Below are 17,410 nucleotides of genomic sequence, written 5' to 3'. Positions count from 1 at the left end.
AGTCGAGACGGTCCTCGTGGGGGACGGGGTCGGCGTCGCGGGCGGTGGGGGGTTCGGTCATGGCACACCTCCGTGTGCGGTTGGCTCACCAATGAGCGCCGCAGAGTTAGCTGACGAGCACCGACCGTAGCGATCCAGTTGGCTCGGGCGCAAGTCGTTCGGAGACAATTGTCTCCGATGCTCGAAAGTCGTCGACTCGTGACGGCGGTAGAGCGACACTTGGGACGTGAACCGATCAGCTGAACTGGGAAACAGGGCGTCAACTGTGCTGGGACGCAAGCTCGGTAGCGAGCTGCTGCGCCTGCGTGACGCTGCTGGAAAGACCCAGCAACAGGCCGCCGCGACCATCAGCGCGACCAACTCGAAGATCGTGAAGATGGAACGGGGTTGGGTGCCCATGCGGGACCCCGACATCCGGGTGCTGTGCGAGTTCTACGGGCTGGAGGAGCCGAAATCCGTAGCCCGACTACTGGAGTTGGCGAAGCTCGACCGCGAGCGCCGGAAGGCCAAGGGGTGGTGGCAGCACTCGCCGCAGGCAGAGGCCATGGCCGAGTACATCGCGATGGAGGATGTGGCGACCCGCGTGCGGACCTGGCAACAGGCCTTCGTGCCCGGCCTGTTGCAGACACCCGAGTACGCCCGAGGGGTGGTCGTCAGCGAGGGCTTGTGGCAGGACCCCGACGAGATCGAGGGTTTCGTCGACGTCCGAATGAGGCGGCAGGCCCGCCTGTCGGCGCCCGAGCCACTCCAGGTCTACGCGGTGATCGGAGAAGGCGCGCTACGGCAGCAGGTCGGCGGCCCCGAGGTGATGCGCGCGCAGTTGCAGAACCTGCTGAAGACGGCTCAACTTCCCAATGTCCGCCTCCAGGTGCTGCCCTTCCGGGCCGGCGGCCACGCGTGCATGGCGGGCTCGTTCAACATCATCTCCTTCGCCGAGACCGAGGCGGTGGACGTGGTCCACGTCGACAGCATCGCGGCTACCGTGTGGGTCGAAAACGACGCCGAAAGCTCGACGTACAGTTCGTTCTTCGAACGCACGGCACGACTGAGTCTGGCCCCCAAGGACTCGCTCAGCCTGATCGAGAGCATCAGCGAGGACATGCAGTGACGAACGGCTTCGACTTCGTGAAGTCCAGCTACAGCAGTGGAAGCGGCGAGTGCCTTGAAGTCGCCCGCAACATCCCCGGCACCATAGCCATCCGCGACTCCAAGACCCCCGACGGCCCGATACTCCGCCTTACCCCCACCACCTGGACGAAGTTCACCGCAACCCTCAACACCCCCTGAGCCCAAGCAATCCCGCTACACCTCCCGCACATCGATCACGAACTTCCCCCGCACACCGCCCGCTTCGAGCCTCCGGTGCGCCTCCGGAACGTCGCCCATCGGAAACACCGCACCGATCACGGGCCGCACATCCCCCGCCTCGACAGACCGGCGCCTCGTACTGGACGAGGCAGCCGCGGAACGGATCCCATCGGATGGCTGAGCCGCCATACCGACCCCGAAGTGGCGGTAGGTGACGATAAGATGACGTATGGTTACCGGGCTGATTGTGGGCGTCAACGGGTTTGAGCTGGTCATTGATGGCCAGCGGATCGGACCCCGTCGGATGTTGCAGACCTCTGACGTCGACCTGCTCAACGCCGTCGCCAGCCAGTATGTGGATGCCGTGCGCAACGGCTCCAAGAACCAGACGCTGCTCGCGGTGGGACGCGAGTTGTATCGGTGGCTCGACGGCGATCTCGGCCAGTTGACGCGCCTGCTCGATGAGGCGTCGGCGCCGCTGGTGTTCGAGGTCCGCGCGCCGGCGAAACCGTCCACAGCTGCGTGGGCACTGCTGCGGGCCCCGTACGAGCTGCTTGCCGCCCCCGAGGGCGAGTTCCTCGCCGCCGAGAAGTCGAAGCTGTTCGCCGTGGCGCGTCGGCTTGGTCAGCCGAGCCCGGCGCAGGCCCTGGACGAGTACCGGCTCGGGGTGGCGTTCATGGCCTCGGCACCCCGGGGCCAGCACGAACTGGACTTCGAGGCCGAGGAGATGGCCATCCTCAACGCCGTCGGGGAGACGAGCCTCGATCTCGTCGTCGAGGACTCCGGCAATCCCGAGCATCTTGGCCTGCGTCTGTCCGAGCTCGGCGGGATGCCGGTGGTTCACCTGTCGTGTCACGGGCTGCACAACTGGCGTCCGGAACCCGACGCGCCCGCAACCCCCGTCCTGCTGATGGAGGATGACCTCGGGGACGGGCGCCCGACTAGCGCGGACGCGCTGGTGGGCCTGTTGACTCCTCGGCCGCTGCTGGCGTTCGTGTCGGCCTGTCTGACCGCCACCGGTGCCGACGTGACCGGGCATGTTCCCGGCGGCGCCAACCACCGCGGCGGTCCGGCAGCCGAGCCCGGCGTGTCGGTGGCGCACTCGATGGCCACCGGGCTGGTGACCGCCGGGATTCCTGCGGTCATCGGCTGGGAGGGCTCGGTCAGCGACCAGGCCGCCACCCGTTTCGCCGAACGCCTGTACCGGCAGCTCAGCCGCCGTGTCGAGGTGGCCGAGGCCGTCGCTGACGCCCGCCGCCACCTGCTGGCCTGTTCCGATGATCGCCAGCGCGCCGAATGGCACCTGGCACGGCTGTGGCTGGGGCCGGCCGGTGGCGGTCCGCTGGTCGCGGGAACCCGCAAACGCCAGATGGTGCCACCCCACCATGTGACCAAGACGTTCCTGGACCGCAAGCACCAACTACCGGTCGCGGCCGCGGAGATGTTCGTCGGCCGCCGCACGGAACTGCAGCACACGCTGCGGGCCTTGCGCGGTGGGCAGAAGGCCGGGGTCCTGCTCCACGGGCAGGGCCGGTTGGGCAAGTCGAGCTTGGCCGCCCGGATCGCCGACCGGCACCCCAACCGGGCCGTCGCGGTCGTGTTCGGCGACTACAGCCCGACGGCGATCCTCGACGCCATAGCCGACGCCCTCGCCGCCAACCCCAATGCCCGCACTCTCATCGAAGCGAGGCGTGCCGAGATCCGCCAACAGCCGGACCTCCTCAAACCGCTACTGATCGATCTGCTGGCCGGACCGTGCGCCCAGGAACTCGACGACGTTCGCAAACCCCTCCTGCTGATCATCGACGATCTCGAACAGATCCTGACCGCCAACCCTGACGGCCCGCACCGGGTCGACCCCGAGCACGCCACCACGCTCGCCGACGTGCTCTCAGCGTTCGACCCGGCCATCACCGACAGCCGGTTGCTGGTCACCAGCCGCTACACGTTCACTCTCGACGGGCTGGAGGCCCGACTCGAACCGGTCCAGTTGCAGCCACTGTCGCCGGCGGCCCAGCGCAAGCTCCAACGCCGTCAGCAGGATCTCGCCCCGGCCGAGTACCGGACCGAGCGCGCCGACCTGGCCCGACGGGCCCTGGACGTCAGTTGCGGCAACCCCGGGCTGCAGGACCTCATCGGGCTGCGCCTGGTCTACGGCAGCCAGGTCGACCAGGCCCGCGCCGAGGCCGCCGTCACCGGCATGGAGACCTACCTTCACCAGGGCGACCTCCCAGCCGACAACTCCGACATCGGCGAGTTCCTGGAGAAACTGGCTCTCGACACTCTCCTCGACCAGGCCGGCCCTGCCCACCGTGACCTGTTGCGGGCCTGCACCCTGTTCACCGTCCCGGTCCCGCAACCCGTCATCGATATCCTCGCCGCCGCTGTCGGCGGATCGGCGTCCCGCCTGTGCGGCCTTGGGCTCCTTGACACCTTTCCCGACCAACACCGCCCCGATTCCCCGGCCTTGGCCGCCAACGCCCTCGCGGCCGGACGCCTGGCCCCCCTCACCCCCGACGAGCGAACCGCCCTCGCCACCGTGGCCGCCGAACCGCTGTACGCCCGGTGGGGCGGTGCCACGCCCCGACCCGCGCGCGGCAGCGACCTGGACCTGCAGCTGACCCAACTGGCCCTGGTCGCCGACAACCCGACCATCACCGCCGACTGCGCCGCCGCGGCCGTGTCCGCCCTGCGGGAAGGTCTCGCCTCCACCGCCGCTGAGCTAGGCGACCACGCGATCGCCCTCCTCGACCACCACGACCACGAGGTTCCTGTCATCCTGCTACGGGCCGTCGCCGACGCGGCCGTCACCAGCGGCGACGGCGACCACGCGGACACCCTGCTCCACCGTGCCGTCCAGCAGACCCGGACCAGCGACCGGCAGACCGACCCGGTCGACCACGCCGCAGTCCTCTACGACCACGCCAACCGTCTGATCACCCGCGGCGAGGTCGACCAGGCCGAGGACCTGCTCCACCAGGCCCGCCAACTGTTCACCGACGCCGGCGACACCCGCTCAGCCGCGATCACCTGGGGAAAGATCGCCGACATCCTCCAGCAACGCGGCGAGATCGACGAAGCACTGCGGATCTACCGCGAGGACACCCTGCCGGTCTACGAGCGGATCGGTGACACCCGCTCAACCGCAGTCACCTGGGCAAAGATCGCCGACATCCTCCAGCAACGCGGCGAGATCGACGAAGCACTGCGGATCTACCGCGAGGACACCCTGCCGGTCTACGAGCGGATCGGTGACACCCGCTCGACCGCAGTCACCTGGGGAAGGATCGCCGACATCCTCCAGCAGCGGGGCGAGATCGACGAAGCGCTGCGGATCCGCCGCGAGGTCGAACTGCCGGTATACGAGCGGATCGGTGACACCCGCTCGACCGCAGTCACCTGGGGCCAGATCGCTGACATCTTCGAGCAGCGGGGCGAGATCGACGAAGCGCTGCGGATCCGCCGCGAGGTCGAACTGCCGGTATACGAGCGGATCGGTGACACCCGCTCGACCGCAGTCACCTGGGGAAAGATCGCCGACATCCTCCAGCAGCGGGGCGAGATCGACGAGGCCCTAGAACTGCAGCTCAAGCGCTTGGAAGTCAATGAGCAGCTCGGCGACATGGACGGCATCGCGGCAGCCAACTGGGACCTTGCGCAAATCGATCTGAGTCACCAGGATCTCGACGCGGCAGTGCCGAGGCTGCTCACCTCATTTCAGCTCTTTCTGAAGGTTCAACGGCCGGATGGCATCGCGGTCGTCGGGATTACCTTGGGGCGACTTCTGCTGGCCGTGGGTGAACGCGAGCAGGCCCGACAGGTGTGTCAGACGAGCCGAGCCGCTGCCGCCAAGATCGGTTTCGCAGACGCTGTTGACCTGCTTGATGAGCTGCTCAAGGCCACCGACGATGGAACCGAGGAATCATGATCATCGAGTTTGTCGGAGCGGACGTCGAAGCCGCCGAGAAGAGCGTCGCCGCGTTGACCGCGAACTGGGGCTACCCACCCGAACCAGCTCCGACAGCGGAACCGGCGACCGATCCGGACACCAAGGGCGTCGATCCCCTCGCGCTGACGTCCCTGATCGTGTCCATCCCATCGGCCATGCTCGCGGTCGCGGACATCGCCGACCGCATCCACAAACGGCGCCGCGCCAGCGAGCTCATCGAACGCGCCCGACAGCTCAGGGCGCAGCAGGCGACGGTACGGCTCGTGCGCGAAGACCGCTCCGTCGACCTTGCCACTCTCACCCCCGACCAGCTTCTGGACCTCATCGCCGACGAGCCCTCAGAAACCTGAACCCAGGAAGCGCCGCCCGCCAGCCCGGACCCGGTCCGCCCCGCCCGACGAACCCGGGACCGCGACTGTCAGCGGGAGAGGGTCGCGTCCTCAAGGACAAGTATCGGCTGCCTCACCCCCTCAGGCCGTGCCACATGAAGCGGTAAGTCAGGGGGAATGGCGGGGTACATCTGCGTCACAGCCAACCCAGTGCTTGAGCCGCAGACCCGACCAGAGCCGCAAACGACCGAACGCCCGCTCCTGCACGACAACCCCAGCAACCGTCGGCGTCGGACAGCCGAATGCCGCGGTCTACTCGGCGTCGACCTGGTCGAGTTGATGGTCGGCCCAGACATAGCTTTCGGGCAGCAAGTCGGTGACCGGGACGGTTCGGACGCGGTCGCCTTCGCCGACGATGACCTTGAGGGCGGGAAAGTACTCGAGAAGGACCTGACGGCAGCAGCCGCACGGGGGAACAACCCCCGGTCACGGTCGCCCACGGCGACCATCGTGTCCAGCTCGTAGATGCCCTGGCCGGCTGCCGCGCCGATGACGACCAGCTCGGCGCAGGGGCCTCCCGTGAAGTGGTAGGCATTCACCGCCGTGATGATCCGGCCGTCTCGCGCGCGTGCCGCGGCCGCCATGGTGTGGTTGTCGTCCCGGCAGCGAGTGCGCGCGACGTGCGCCGCGGCCTGGATGAGTTCGTGGTCGACGTGGTGGGTCCGCGTGGTCATCTTCTCTGCCTTCGTCAGGTGTCAGGCGACGTTGACCCGAGTGGCGATGGCGTGCAAACGGATATCGGCGGTGCGCTCGTTCCGCCAGGTGATTTTGCACGGGATCATGCTGCTCTGTTCCTTGTGACTGCTGCGGTCAGTGCCGTCGCATCAAGGGTGTCGCCCGCCGACACGGCGATCGGCACCGGCCGCCACCGACGCGCGCACCGCCCTCGACACCGCACTCGCCGCACAGCCGGCTGAAGCTGCGCCACGGCCCAACTGCCGCTCCGCCCAACCGAATCGAGACCTACGACACCCGAGCCCGGCCACCTGGCCTTCGGCCACGGCATCCACTACTGCCTCGGCGCCCCTCTGGCCCGCCTCGAAGCACGCACGGCGATACGCACCCTGCTGGAGCGCGCCCGCTCCCGCAGCCAGGTAAGCCGCGGCATCCGCTCCCGCTGCTCGGCGGTACACCGGTCGAGTTCCTCCAGCAGCCGGCGCGAGCGGTGCTCGGTGTCCAGCTCGTCCAGCATGCGGTTGACCTCGGTCAGCACGGCACCCAGCAGCTGCCACTGGGCCGCGTCGCGCTGGACCTCCTCCAGGAGCAGCTGGGCCAGCTTGTCGCGGGTCGCGGCCGCCGTGTGCAGCTCGGTGGTGAGCCGCGACTCCGCGGACTCGGCGCTCACCGACACATCGGTGGTCACCAGCACCGCGAAACTGACCACGGCGTCGCCGATCTCGGACAGCAGCTGTTCCACGGCGGCGCCCGTCGGCGGTGCGAACAGCGGCTCGGGGTCGCGCTGTTTCGCCAGGTCGGTGAAGGTGCGGGCGAGGACGCGGAGCACGACCGTGCAGATCTCCAGGGTGTCCAGGCCGGTCCGCAGCACGACCCGGTGCAGCAGTCCCTCCCGTACGCGCGGATTGAGCCGCAGGCTGTCCTCGGCCTGCCTCAGGGCCGCGTCCACCTCGACGATGTCGTGGTCGAGCCGCCGCGCCTCGTGCAACCGGGCGGTGGCGTGGTCGACGGGGGTACGGCCCGCCGCCTCCTCGCCCATGCGCCGCATCAGCCGCCGTAGCCGACGGGCCAGCCCCTCGATCGACTCGCCGGCCTCGTCCACCCAGACCGGGGGAGCCAGCAGCAGATTGCAGGCGAGCCCGACGACCGCGCCGATCAGCGTCTCCACGACCCGCGCCCAGGCCGTGTTGCCGACCGTGGTGACCCCGAGGACCAGCATCGCGCTGATCGCCACCTCGGGCACGTACTCGTCGACCTTGACCAGCCGTCCGACGACCAGTGCGGCCACGATCAGCAGGGCCAGGCTCCACCAGGTCAGACCGACCAGCAGACTGAAGGCGATGGCGACCAGGACGCCCGCGACCACGGCGTTCACCCGGCGGATGCCGTTGGTGAGGGTGGCGTAGAGAGTGACCTGGACGACGAGGAGCGCGGTCAGGGGAGCGGTCAGCGGCGCGGGCTCGGGGCTCAGGCGCAGTGCGACGACGTACGCGACCGTCGCCGCGGTCGCCGACCGCAGCGTCTGGACGACCACCGGGTCCCGGTGCCGTCCCAGGAACCGCACCAGTGGCGCAGTCCACTCACGGACATCTCGCATCCTTGGCCTATTCCCTCTCAGGGGTGCGCTGAACGTGCTCGTTGAGGACCGTAGCTGTCCGCAAGGCCTTCTAGATTGGCATCACCGCACGGAGCGAAGGGGAGGAGAGCGTTCATGACGAACATCCAGGGCATCGAGGTACTGACCCGCTCGCACGACTATCTGCGCGAGGTGGTCGCCGCCGTGCCCGAGGCGGCCTGGGCGGCGCCCACGCCGTGCAGCGAGTGGACGGTACGCCAGGTCCTCAACCACGCACGCATCGACCAGCAGGCCTACGGCCTCGTCCTCACCGGCGACCGGCCCGGCTCCGACCCCTTCCACCCCGAGGATGCCCTGGACGGGGACCCGGTCGCCGAGCTCGACAAGGTGCTGCGCGCGGTGGCGGACGGCTACGCCCACCTGCCCGCCGACGCCGACCAGGTGCCGACCCCGCTGGGCCCGATGCCCCTCCCGTTCGCCGCGGCGACGGCCGCCATGGACGCGGCCGTGCACGCCTGGGACATCGCGGCGGCCACCGGCCAGAACCGGCCGCTGGCGGCGGAGCTGGCCGAGGGGATCTGGCCGGCCGCCGACCGGCTCGTCGATCAACTCCGGGAGTCCTACCGGGTGTTCGCGCCCGCGCTGGAGGTGGGGGACGAGTACGACCGGGCCGAGGCGCTCCTCGCCTTCCTCGGCCGCGACCCGCACTGGACGCCCGTCGCATCCTGAGGGAGACCCGGGCCGAGTACCACTGCTCCACCTCTACGACGTGGCGGACGCCCGACTGCGGGACCGGTAGCCCGCGATCTTCGCGAGGTTGCCGCAGCGGTCCATCGAACACCAACGGCGGCGGCGGGCCTGGGAGTCGTCGAGGAACAGCAGTGAACACTCCGGGTTCTCGCACTCCTTGACCCGCTCCAGCAGCGGACTGCCCACCAGCAGAACGCCGTCCCGGGCCACCGTCGCCAGCGCCGCGCGCGCCGGATGCGCCGACTTCCAGCGTTCCGCGCCCAGTTGGGGCGCGAGATCCGGCCGCGCGGCGGCCTCGTTGATCCGCTCGACATCGGCCGCCGCCGGTTCCCGCCCGGCCATCGCGTCCCGTACGACACGGTAGAGCGCCTCGCGCAGGGTGCGCGCGTCCGTCAGCTCCCGGGCCGTGACCCGTACAGGCCCGGCACCCGCCGACAGCTCCGCCTCCGTGATCCAGCCGGCCAGGGCCGCGGGGTCGGGGAGCCGCTCGACGGGGGTGCCGTGCCGTTTGCCGAGCGTCGCCACGAAGTTCAGGCACGGGCGACCGCCGATGAACGGAAAGACGGGCGGGATGGTCATGGCGGCGAGCTTACCTCGCGTACACCGGTTCATGCGGTGTACCGGACGGCGACCGGCAGCTCTTGACACCGGTTCATCCGGTGTCGCATGGTGACACCAGTTCAAGAGGTGTCAGTCGGATCGGCCCGGATTCGGTGGCCGTGGCAGGGAGCAGGTGCGGTATGCGTGCGGTACGGATCGACGAGTTCGGCGGGCCCGAAGTGCTGGTACCGGTCGAGGTGCCCGACCCGGTCGCGGGCCCCGGGGAGGTGCTGGTGCGGGTCGCCGCGGCGGGCGTGAACCGCGCGGACGCCCTGATCAGGTCCGGGAACTACCACCGGGCCGGGAAGCCGCCGCTGATCCCGGGAGTGGAGGGAGCCGGCACGGTCGCCGCGCTGGGGGAGGGCGTCACCGGATTCACCGTCGGGCAACGGGTCGTGGCCCTCGACGGCGTGAACTCACCCGGTTTCTATGCCGAGTTGGCGGTGGTACCCGCCACCCGGGTCACCGCCCTGCCCGACGGGATCGACCTCACGCACGCGGCCGCGCTGCCCGTCGCCTGGCTGTCGGCCTGGTACTGCCTGCGGCACCTCGCCCGCGTCACCAAGGAGGACACGGTGATCGTGAAGGCCGCCGCGAGCGGGGTCGGCACCGCGGCCGTCCAGATCGCCGCCGAGACCGGCGCCCGGGTCGTCGCCCTCGCCGGATCACCCGAAAAGGCCGCCTGGGCAGGGGAGTTCGGCGCCCAAGCCACCCTCGACACCTCGGAATTCCCGGACGACGCGGAGGTCGACGAGGTGCTACGGCTCACCGGCGGCCGGGGCGCGGACGTCATTCTCGACACGGTCGGCGGACAGGCCTTCGGGCGCAGCCTGCGCGAGATCGGACACGGCGGCCGGGTCGTCGCCCTCGCCAATGTCGCCCTGGAGCCGAGCACCGTCGACACCCGCGACTTCTATCCGAAGAACGCGTCGATCCTCGGCTTCCAGCTCACCAACCTCCAGATCCACGGCGGCTACGACCCTCGCCCGGACCTGCGTGAACTCGCCGAGCGGGTCGCCGCGGGTACGTACCGCGTGCCGATCGAGACCGTCGTACCCCTCGCCGAGGCACGCGCCGCTCACGAGCGGCTGGAGCGGCGGGACAACCGGGGCAAGATCGTGATCGCCGTGGGGGAGGACTGAGGTCAGACGTACAGCTTGTCGAGGAACGCGGACAGATTTCCCACCGCCCGGTCGATCTGCTGCTCCACGGTCAGACTCTCCTCGATGCGGATGCCCGACTCGGGAATCTTCTTGCCGCGCACGTAGAGCGAGCACGCGAGGTCGGTGCACATGTACAGGCCGACCGAATTGCCCTCGCGGCCCGCCGGTCCTGCCTTACGCGCGGTCATCAGGGAGACACCGCCGCCCGGGCGGGTCGTCACGCACAGCGAACACATGCTGCGGTGCAGAAAGCCGCGCTGCGAGGACGGGAAGCGGAGCGTGACGCCGACCAGCCCGTCCGGCCGCTCGGTGACGAGGTAACTGCGGTCGGGCGCCCCGGGATCTCGCCAGCCCAGGAAGTCCAGGTCGCCCCAGGGGCGGGTGTCGAGATCGCGGGGCACCGCGAGCCGCTTGGCCTCGCCCTTCGAGCAGTTGACAAATGAGTCGCGGATGTCGTGCTCGGTGAGTGATCTCATGGGGGGCTCCTGGGACGGTGTCCGGTCCGATGCCGAAACCTAGGGGGTCTAGGTTTCGGCATCAGGGTAGTGAGGCGAGCGGTGGAGGAGCCAATGGATTTCGGGGGCGTCGAGGGTGCCGAGGGTGTCGGGGCACGACAGGCGCGGGCGCTGCGGCATGTGGCCGAGGGATCGTCGGGTCCGGCCGTCGACCCGCGACTGCGCATCACGCTCAACTTCCACCCCGACCGGACGGCGACCGGCCGCCCGATCCTCGACGCGCTGGCCCAGGACGGCACGTACCACTCGCAGTTCGTCACCGGCACCAGCAACGGCGGCCTCACCGCGCACCCCGGCGGCGACCGCTGGCGCTGGGAGAGCCGGATCTTCGCCGGTGCCTACGACGAGGCCCCCGCGCCCGAGCGACCGGTGTACGGCGCGCTCAACTTCCGGCACCAAGTGGTGGGCGCGGCGCCGCGGTTCGGTTCCTCGCATCTGCGGCTCGGCGCCGGGACGCTCGCCCGTGCCACCTTCTGCTACCCCGACAGCGCGGCCGAACCGACCGACTTCGGCGTGGCCGCCGGCATGTCCCTCGTCGCCCTCGCCGAGGCCGACGAGCAGGACGCCCTGAACGACTACATCGAGACGCAGGTGCACGGCGGAGTCGTCCTCGCCCGGGACGCGGAGGCCCTCGTCCTCGACGCGAGCTACCGGGGCACGCCCGTCGAGACCGCCGCCCGCCGCCTGCCCTGCCCCGTCGAATGGCACCCCGGCTACCGGCTCACCGTGTCGGAACTGCGGCGCCACGCGGACTACCGGGGCGAGGAGTACGCCGACCTCGGTGCCCGCATCGCCGAGCGCGGCGTCGTCGACCCACGCGTCATCGGCGACGCGGCCCGCACCGGGCGCTACGAACTCCAGGACCTGAAGATGGTCTGGCACACCCTCGCCCGCTTCGGGGCGCCGGAGGGGGCGGGTACGGCCTACCGCTCGTCGGCGGCTGTGACCGGCGCCGGCGGCCACACCCCCGGCGTGAGCACTCCCAGTGCATAGGCGCGGGCGACCAGTTCCGTACGGTTCGCCGCGTTCCATCGGGCCGAGAGGCGCCGTAGGTGATAGGTCACGCCGTCCGTCGTGAGGCCGGTCTCGCGGGCCGCGCGAGCGGTGGTGGCGCCCCCGGCGAGCAGTGCCAGGATGCGGGCCTCGATCGGGGTGACCCGCGCGGGGGTGTCCTCGCCGGGCCCGCCGTCATGGGGCTCGCCCTCGCCCTGCACACGCAGCATGACCAGCAGGGCCGGTGTGTCCTCCACGGTGTCGCTGACCGGGTCGGCCGTCAACTCCCCATAGCGGTCGGCGCCGTTCGGGGCCCGCCACCGTACCGACACCTGGTACCGCGACCGGTGCCGCAGCCGCAGTGCCTGCGCGATCCGCTCCACCTGTCCCGACTCCTGCGGCTGGAACAGGTCGAGCACGTCCAGGCCGCGCAGCCGCCCAGGCGTCGTACCGCACTCCGCCGCCATCGCGGGATTGGCCACCTGCACCGAGCCGTACACATCACACACCGCGACCGGCACCGACACCCGGTCGAAGAGCATCAGGGCACGGTTGCGCCACACCACGCCCTCCCTGCGGGTCCAGTCCACCGGCACCTCCTGCCACGCCGTCCTGCCGCCCTACACAATCATGCAGCTCAGTGGCACTTCCCACTGCCGCTGAGGCAGGGCGTGTAGGAGACGCCCGGAGTGGGCGCGGGGGCCGGATGAGCACGGTCGTAGCCGCTCTGGACGCTCGTGAACACCGCGGCCACCAAGAAGGCGCCGAGGAGGTGCGACACCAGCGTCCACGGTGCGCGGGAGAGCGCCGCGAGCCCCGCCAGAGCCAGCACGACGAAAAGAAAGTGTTCCATCCAGGCGATGTCGGCGAGCGTCGCCGCGTCGATCTCGGCCTGGTCGCCCTGCGCGGCCCAGATCGCCATGCCATGGCCGAAGGTCGTCCACGCGAAGAAGGCGGTTTCGCCGAGGAACAGGACGACGGCGGCGGTGATGTCCGAAGGACGAGACGTCCGGCTGGACCACGGCCATCCGCTGCCCCGTGCCGGACGCTCCGGCAGTGCTTGGGTCATGACCACACAGTGCCGTGCCGGTCGCGGGGCGCGCATGAGTACGCGCACTCAGTTCGCCTCGCCCGCCGTGCCGGGGTGACGGGTTAGCCGGACGGAGCCGTCCGCGCAAGACGCCATCGGTGCTTTTCGCTACACGATCATGTAGTCCCGTGGCGCGGTCCGCCGGGGCGGGGCGAGCACGCTGGAGCGCAGTACTTCCGTACCGCGAAAGGCAGTTGTCGCGCCATGCCCCCCACCGCGCCGCACCCCCAGCCCGTCGACACGCTCCCGGGCGTGCCCGTCGTCGACATCACCGCGACCGGCCCCGGCCGCACCCCGATGCAGCAGATCATGGACCTGATGCGCCGTCACGGACCGGTGTTCGTACGGCGGTTGCACGGGCGGGACACGCTCTTCGTCAGCGATCTGGACCTGGTGACCGACCTCGCCGACGAGCGGCGGTTCGCCAAGCACATCGGGCCCGCCCTGGAGAACGTCCGGGCCTTCGCCGCCGACGGACTCTTCACGGCGTACAACGACGAGCCCAACTGGGCCAAGGCGCACGACATCCTGATGCCCGCGTTCGCGCTCGGCTCGATGCGCACCTACCACCCCGTGATGCTGAAGGTGGCCCGCCGGCTCGTCGGGGCCTGGGACCGCGGCGCCCGTGACGGGCAGCCCGTCAACGTGCCCGACGACATGACCCGGATGACCCTCGACACCATCGGACTCGCCGGATTCGACTACGACTTCGGGTCGTTCGAGCGGGACGAGCCGCATCCCTTCGTCGAGTCCATGGTCCGCTGCCTGGAGTGGAGCATGACCCGGCTCGCGCGCGTCCCGGGCGAGGACCACTCGGCGGCCGACGCTGCTTTCCGGGCCGACGCCGACTACCTCGCCCAGGTCGTCGACGAGGTCATCGCCGCCCGCACCGGCACCGACCAGGCCGACGCAGGCGACCTCCTCGGACTCATGCTCAGCGCCGAGCACCCGGCCGACGGCACGACGCTCGACACCGCAAACATCCGCAACCAGGTGATCACCTTCCTCATCGCGGGCCACGAGACGACGTCCGGCGCGATGTCGTTCGCGCTGTACTACCTGGCCAAGCATCCGGCGGTGCTCCAGCTCGTGCAGCGCGAGGTGGACGCGCTGTGGGGCGACACGGCGGACCCGGAACCGACGTACGACGAGGTCGGCCGGCTCACCTACACGCGCCAAGTCCTCAACGAGGCACTGCGGTTGTGGCCCACGGCCGCCGCGTTCAGCCGGCACGCGCTGGAGGACACGGTGCTCGGCGGGCGCATCCCGCTCAGCGCCGGACAGGCCGTCACCGTGATCGCCCCGATGCTGCACCGGCAGCCCGGCTGGGGCGACAACCCCGAGCTGTTCGACCCCTCGCGCTTCACGCCCGAGGCGGAGGCGGCACGTTCCGTGCACGCCTTCAAGCCGTTCGGTACCGGTGAACGGGCCTGCATCGGACGGCAGTTCGCGCTGCACGAGGCGACCATGCTGCTCGCGATGCTCGTCCACCGCTACCGGCTGCACGACCACGCGGACTACCGGCTCACGGTGAAGGAGACCCTCACCCTCAAGCCCGACGGCTTCACGCTCACCCTCACCCCGCGCACCCCCGCCGACCGTGTGCACACGCCGCTTCCGGGTGCGGTCGAAGCCCCCGCGACTCCTACGGCCGACACGGCCACCCTGCCCGCCCGAGTCCGCCCCGGCACCGCGGCCCTCTTCCTGCACGGCAGCAACTACGGCACCTGCCGCGAGTTCGCCGCCCAACTGGCGGACGAGGCAGCCGTGTTGGGGTGCTCGGTGGAAGTTGCGCCGCTGGACGCGTACGCGGACGGACTGCCCACCGACCGGCCCGTCGTCATCACCTCCGCCTCCTACAACGGCCGTCCCACCGACGACGCCCTCGCCTTCGCCGCCTGGCTGGAGGAGACGCACGACCTCGCCGGCGTGACGTACGCCGTCCTCGGCGTCGGCGACCGCAACTGGGCCGCCACCTACCAGCACATGCCGACCCGCGTCGACGCCCGCCTCGCCGAACTCGGCGCCACCCGCCTGACCGACCGCGCCGCGGCCGACGCCTCCGGCGATCTCGCGGGCGCCGTAAGGGAGTTCACGGACCGGCTGCGCACGGCAATCCTGGAGACGTACGGCGATCCCGACGCCGTGGCTGCCGCCGAACCCGTCGAACCGGCCACCGCCTACGAGGTCCGCACCCTCACCGGCGGCCACCTGGACGCCCTCGCCGAACGGCACGGTCTCGTCCCCATGACCGTCACCGAGGCCCACGACCTCACCGCACCGGGCCACCCGCGCCGCAAGCGCTTCGTGCGCGTGGCCCTGCCGGACGGGACCGCCTACCGCACCGCCGACCACCTGACCGTCCTGCCCGTGAACGCGCCGGCTCTGGTCGAGCGCGCCGCCGCGGCCCTCGGCGTCGACCTCGACGCCGTGCTCGACATCCGCCCGGCCCGCCCGCGCCGCGACGGTCTCGCGGTCGACCGGCCTGTGACGGTACGTCAACTCCTCACCCACCACGTCGAGTTGCAGGAACGCCTGACCGCCGGCCAGCTGGTCGCGCTGGCCGCCGCCAACCCCTGCCCGCCCGAGCGCACGGCCCTCGCCGCCCTCACCGACGACGCCCGTACCTTCGTCGAACTCGTCGAGGACCACCCGGCGTTGCGCGGCGCCCTGGACTGGCCCACGCTCCTCGACCTGCTCACCCCGCTGCGCCCCCGGCACTACTCGATCTCGTCCTCGCCCGCGATCGACCCCGGCCACGCGGACCTGATGGTCTCCCTGCTGGAGGCCCCGGCCCGCTCGGGCAAGGGCGTCTACCGGGGCACGGGTTCCGGTCACCTCAACACCGTCGCGCCGGGCGACACGGTGTACGCCCGCGTCCAGCCGTGCCGCGAGGCCTTCCGGATCGACGACTCCACCCCGGTCGTGATGATCGCGGCGGGCACCGGCCTCGCCCCCTTCCGGGGAACCATCGCCGACCGTACGGCCGCCCTCGCCTCCGGCGCCGAACTCGCCCCGGCCCTCTGCTACTTCGGCTGCGACGCACCCGACGCCGACTACCTCCACGCCGACGAACTCCGCGCCGCCGAGAACGCCGGAGCCGTCTCGCTCCGCCCCGCCTTCAGCGCGGCCCCGGCGGGCGGAGTGACCTTCGTCCAGCACCGCGTCGCCGCCGAGGCCGACGAGGTGTGGGCCCTGCTCGAGTCGGGCGCCCGGGTGTTCGTCTGCGGTGACGGCTCCCGCATGGCACCGGGCGTGCGGGAGGCGTTCCGTACCCTGTACCGGGACCGCACGACCGGCGCCGACGGCGCGGCGGCCGAGCGGTGGCTCAACACACTGATGGCGGACGGGCGTTACGTCGAGGACGTGTACGCCGCCGGCTGACCGAGAGGGAGAGGTGGACGCACGGTGACGGACTCCTGGGAGCGGGCCCGGCAGACACTCGGCTCGGCGGGCATCCCACCCGGCGACCTCGCCCACCTCCGCCCCATGGGCGGCGGCACCTACAACACCGTCGAGGAACTCACCCTCACCGACGGCAGCCGCTACGTCCTCAAGACCGCGCCCACCGCCCCCGGCCTGGCGCACGAACGCCAACTGCTCATCTCCGAGGCCGACTTCTACGGCGCCGCCGCTAAGGCCGGGGTGGCGGCGCCGCGTGTCGTGGTCCTCGACGGCGACACCCTCCTGATGACGCTCTGCCCGGGCGAACCCTGGGACGACTCCCTCACGGATGCCGAAGTGGCCGACCTGCGCACGGAGTTGGGCCGCCGACTCGCCCGACTGCACGAGATCACCGGCCCCGGCTTCGGCTACCCCTCCGGCGCCCTCGGCCCGCTCGCCCCCGACTGGCGGACCGCGTTCACGACGCTCTACGACGCCGTCCTCGACGACACCCGCCGCTACCGGGCCTGGCTGCCGCTCCCCGCCGACGACATCGCCCGCACAGCCCGGACGGCGTACCCCGCCCTCGACGAGATCACCGTCCCGAGCGCCGTCCACTTCGACCTGTGGCAGGGCAACATTCTGGTCGACCGCACGACCGGAACACCCCGTGTCGGCGGCCTCATCGACGGCGAGCGCATGTTCTGGGGCGACCCCCTCGCCGACTTCGTGTCCCTGGCGCTGCTCGGGGACATCAGGAAGGACGAGGCGTTCCTCGCGGGGTACCGGGAGGCGGGCGGCCGGGCCGAGTTCGACCGGTCGGCCCGCCTCCGTTACGCCCTCTACCGCAGCTACCTCTACCTGATCATGCTCGCGGAGGCGGTCCCCCGGGAGTTCGGTGAGGAGGAGAACCGCTGGCGGCGGGAGAAGGTCGGACCCGAGCTCCTCGCCGCCCTGGGAGAGATCGACGAGACGGCTTCCACCACGTAGTGTGCATTCCACCGCCCCTTAGTTCAGG

Annotated in this window: 15 protein-coding genes and 1 pseudogene; 9 read left to right on the top strand and 7 right to left on the bottom strand. The window is 70.7% G+C overall.

Features of this window, described 5'->3' with window-relative positions; translation table 11 throughout:
- Positions 1 to 268: 268 nt before the first annotated feature.
- Positions 269 to 1,108 carry a helix-turn-helix domain-containing protein gene (locus ACNFOC_RS14995; protein ID WP_416959607.1) on the top strand — a complete coding sequence of 280 codons (840 nt, stop codon included), beginning with the start codon at positions 269 to 271 and terminating at the stop codon, positions 1,106 to 1,108.
- Positions 1,105 to 1,287: a DUF397 domain-containing protein gene (locus ACNFOC_RS14990; RefSeq protein WP_416959603.1), complete on the top strand. Its 183-nt coding sequence runs from the start codon at positions 1,105 to 1,107 to the stop codon at positions 1,285 to 1,287. Before ACNFOC_RS14995 ends, ACNFOC_RS14990 begins: the two co-directional genes overlap by 4 nt.
- Before the next feature lie 15 nt (positions 1,288 to 1,302).
- Here the strand turns inward: ACNFOC_RS14990 and ACNFOC_RS14985 are convergent, their stop codons facing one another.
- On the bottom strand, positions 1,303 to 1,497 hold the full coding sequence (locus tag ACNFOC_RS14985; protein WP_416959606.1) for a zinc-binding dehydrogenase: 195 nt from the start codon (positions 1,495 to 1,497) through the stop codon (positions 1,303 to 1,305).
- A gap of 115 nt (positions 1,498 to 1,612) precedes the next feature.
- On the opposite strand from ACNFOC_RS14985, the gene ACNFOC_RS14980 reads away from it, so the two are divergent.
- The gene (locus ACNFOC_RS14980; protein WP_416959602.1) at positions 1,613 to 5,236 is read left to right on the top strand and encodes a tetratricopeptide repeat protein; all 3,624 of its coding nucleotides are present in this window, start codon (positions 1,613 to 1,615) and stop codon (positions 5,234 to 5,236) included.
- Positions 5,233 to 5,607, top strand: a complete 375-nt coding sequence (locus ACNFOC_RS14975; protein ID WP_416959601.1) for a hypothetical protein — start codon at positions 5,233 to 5,235, stop codon at positions 5,605 to 5,607. The genes ACNFOC_RS14980 and ACNFOC_RS14975 overlap by 4 nt, the downstream gene beginning before the upstream one ends.
- Positions 5,608 to 5,898: 291 nt before the next feature.
- Here the strand turns inward: ACNFOC_RS14975 and ACNFOC_RS14970 are convergent.
- A pseudogene (locus ACNFOC_RS14970) lies at positions 5,899 to 6,320 on the bottom strand (cytidine/deoxycytidylate deaminase family protein).
- A gap of 335 nt (positions 6,321 to 6,655) precedes the next feature.
- Positions 6,656 to 7,918: an FUSC family protein gene (locus tag ACNFOC_RS14965; RefSeq protein ID WP_416959600.1), complete on the bottom strand. Its 1,263-nt coding sequence runs from the start codon at positions 7,916 to 7,918 to the stop codon at positions 6,656 to 6,658.
- Between the two features lie 114 nt (positions 7,919 to 8,032).
- Here ACNFOC_RS14965 and ACNFOC_RS14960 point away from each other — a divergent pair, with 114 nt between their 5' ends.
- Positions 8,033 to 8,626 (top strand): TIGR03086 family metal-binding protein, encoded by a 594-nt coding sequence (locus ACNFOC_RS14960; RefSeq protein WP_416959599.1) that lies wholly within the window; start codon positions 8,033 to 8,035, stop codon positions 8,624 to 8,626.
- Positions 8,627 to 8,659: 33 nt separating this feature from the next.
- Here ACNFOC_RS14960 and ACNFOC_RS14955 read toward each other — a convergent pair whose 3' ends face one another.
- Positions 8,660 to 9,226, bottom strand: coding sequence for a CGNR zinc finger domain-containing protein (locus tag ACNFOC_RS14955; protein WP_416959598.1), 567 nt, complete (start codon positions 9,224 to 9,226; stop codon positions 8,660 to 8,662).
- Positions 9,227 to 9,387: 161 nt separating this feature from the next.
- On the opposite strand from ACNFOC_RS14955, the gene ACNFOC_RS14950 reads away from it, so the two are divergent.
- Positions 9,388 to 10,389: a quinone oxidoreductase family protein gene (locus tag ACNFOC_RS14950; RefSeq protein ID WP_416959597.1), complete on the top strand. Its 1,002-nt coding sequence runs from the start codon at positions 9,388 to 9,390 to the stop codon at positions 10,387 to 10,389.
- 2 nt (positions 10,390 to 10,391) lie between these two features.
- Here the strand turns inward: ACNFOC_RS14950 and ACNFOC_RS14945 are convergent, their stop codons facing one another.
- On the bottom strand, positions 10,392 to 10,886 hold the full coding sequence (locus ACNFOC_RS14945; protein WP_416959596.1) for an FBP domain-containing protein: 495 nt from the start codon (positions 10,884 to 10,886) through the stop codon (positions 10,392 to 10,394).
- Positions 10,887 to 10,979: 93 nt separating this feature from the next.
- On the opposite strand from ACNFOC_RS14945, the gene ACNFOC_RS14940 reads away from it, so the two are divergent.
- Positions 10,980 to 11,918 (top strand): DUF3626 domain-containing protein, encoded by a 939-nt coding sequence (locus ACNFOC_RS14940; RefSeq protein WP_416959595.1) that lies wholly within the window; start codon positions 10,980 to 10,982, stop codon positions 11,916 to 11,918.
- On the opposite strand, the gene ACNFOC_RS14935 is transcribed toward ACNFOC_RS14940, so the two are convergent.
- The gene (locus ACNFOC_RS14935; protein WP_416959605.1) at positions 11,849 to 12,460 is read right to left on the bottom strand and encodes a PAS domain S-box protein; all 612 of its coding nucleotides are present in this window, start codon (positions 12,458 to 12,460) and stop codon (positions 11,849 to 11,851) included. The genes ACNFOC_RS14940 and ACNFOC_RS14935 overlap by 70 nt on opposite strands.
- Positions 12,461 to 12,555: 95 nt before the next feature.
- The gene (locus ACNFOC_RS14930) at positions 12,556 to 12,987 is read right to left on the bottom strand and encodes a DUF6234 family protein (protein WP_416959594.1); all 432 of its coding nucleotides are present in this window, start codon (positions 12,985 to 12,987) and stop codon (positions 12,556 to 12,558) included.
- A gap of 225 nt (positions 12,988 to 13,212) precedes the next feature.
- On the opposite strand from ACNFOC_RS14930, the gene ACNFOC_RS14925 reads away from it, so the two are divergent.
- Together ACNFOC_RS14925 and ACNFOC_RS14920 are read left to right on the top strand one after the other, a co-directional pair.
- Positions 13,213 to 16,392 (top strand): cytochrome P450, encoded by a 3,180-nt coding sequence (locus tag ACNFOC_RS14925; protein WP_416959593.1) that lies wholly within the window; start codon positions 13,213 to 13,215, stop codon positions 16,390 to 16,392.
- 24 nt (positions 16,393 to 16,416) lie between these two features.
- On the top strand, positions 16,417 to 17,382 hold the full coding sequence (locus tag ACNFOC_RS14920; RefSeq protein ID WP_416959592.1) for a phosphotransferase family protein: 966 nt from the start codon (positions 16,417 to 16,419) through the stop codon (positions 17,380 to 17,382).
- The last annotated feature ends 28 nt before the right edge of the window (positions 17,383 to 17,410 follow it).

The organism is Streptomyces colwelliae, assembly GCF_048158785.1.
GTDB lineage: Bacteria > Actinomycetota > Actinomycetes > Streptomycetales > Streptomycetaceae > Streptomyces.
Note: the sequence above shows the minus strand (reverse complement) of the source record. Positions and strands in the feature narration are given on the sequence as shown.

Bases quoted from the DNA above. Each gene is read 5' to 3' on its own strand.
- ACNFOC_RS14940 (WP_416959595.1), top strand. From the start codon at position 10,980: ATGGATTTCGGGGGCGTCGAGGGTGCCGAGGGTGTCGGGGCACGACAG.
- ACNFOC_RS14925 (WP_416959593.1), top strand. From the start codon at position 13,213: ATGCCCCCCACCGCGCCGCACCCCCAGCCCGTCGACACGCTCCCGGGC.
- ACNFOC_RS14975 (WP_416959601.1), top strand. From the start codon at position 5,233: ATGATCATCGAGTTTGTCGGAGCGGACGTCGAAGCCGCCGAGAAGAGC.
- ACNFOC_RS14980 (WP_416959602.1), top strand. From the start codon at position 1,613: ATGTTGCAGACCTCTGACGTCGACCTGCTCAACGCCGTCGCCAGCCAG.
- ACNFOC_RS14930 (WP_416959594.1), bottom strand. From the start codon at position 12,987: ATGACCCAAGCACTGCCGGAGCGTCCGGCACGGGGCAGCGGATGGCCG.
- ACNFOC_RS14955 (WP_416959598.1), bottom strand. From the start codon at position 9,226: ATGACCATCCCGCCCGTCTTTCCGTTCATCGGCGGTCGCCCGTGCCTG.
- ACNFOC_RS14985 (WP_416959606.1), bottom strand. From the start codon at position 1,497: ATGGCGGCTCAGCCATCCGATGGGATCCGTTCCGCGGCTGCCTCGTCC.
- ACNFOC_RS14960 (WP_416959599.1), top strand. From the start codon at position 8,033: ATGACGAACATCCAGGGCATCGAGGTACTGACCCGCTCGCACGACTAT.
- ACNFOC_RS14965 (WP_416959600.1), bottom strand. From the start codon at position 7,918: ATGCGAGATGTCCGTGAGTGGACTGCGCCACTGGTGCGGTTCCTGGGA.
- ACNFOC_RS14935 (WP_416959605.1), bottom strand. From the start codon at position 12,460: ATGCTCTTCGACCGGGTGTCGGTGCCGGTCGCGGTGTGTGATGTGTAC.
- ACNFOC_RS14950 (WP_416959597.1), top strand. From the start codon at position 9,388: ATGCGTGCGGTACGGATCGACGAGTTCGGCGGGCCCGAAGTGCTGGTA.
- ACNFOC_RS14945 (WP_416959596.1), bottom strand. From the start codon at position 10,886: ATGAGATCACTCACCGAGCACGACATCCGCGACTCATTTGTCAACTGC.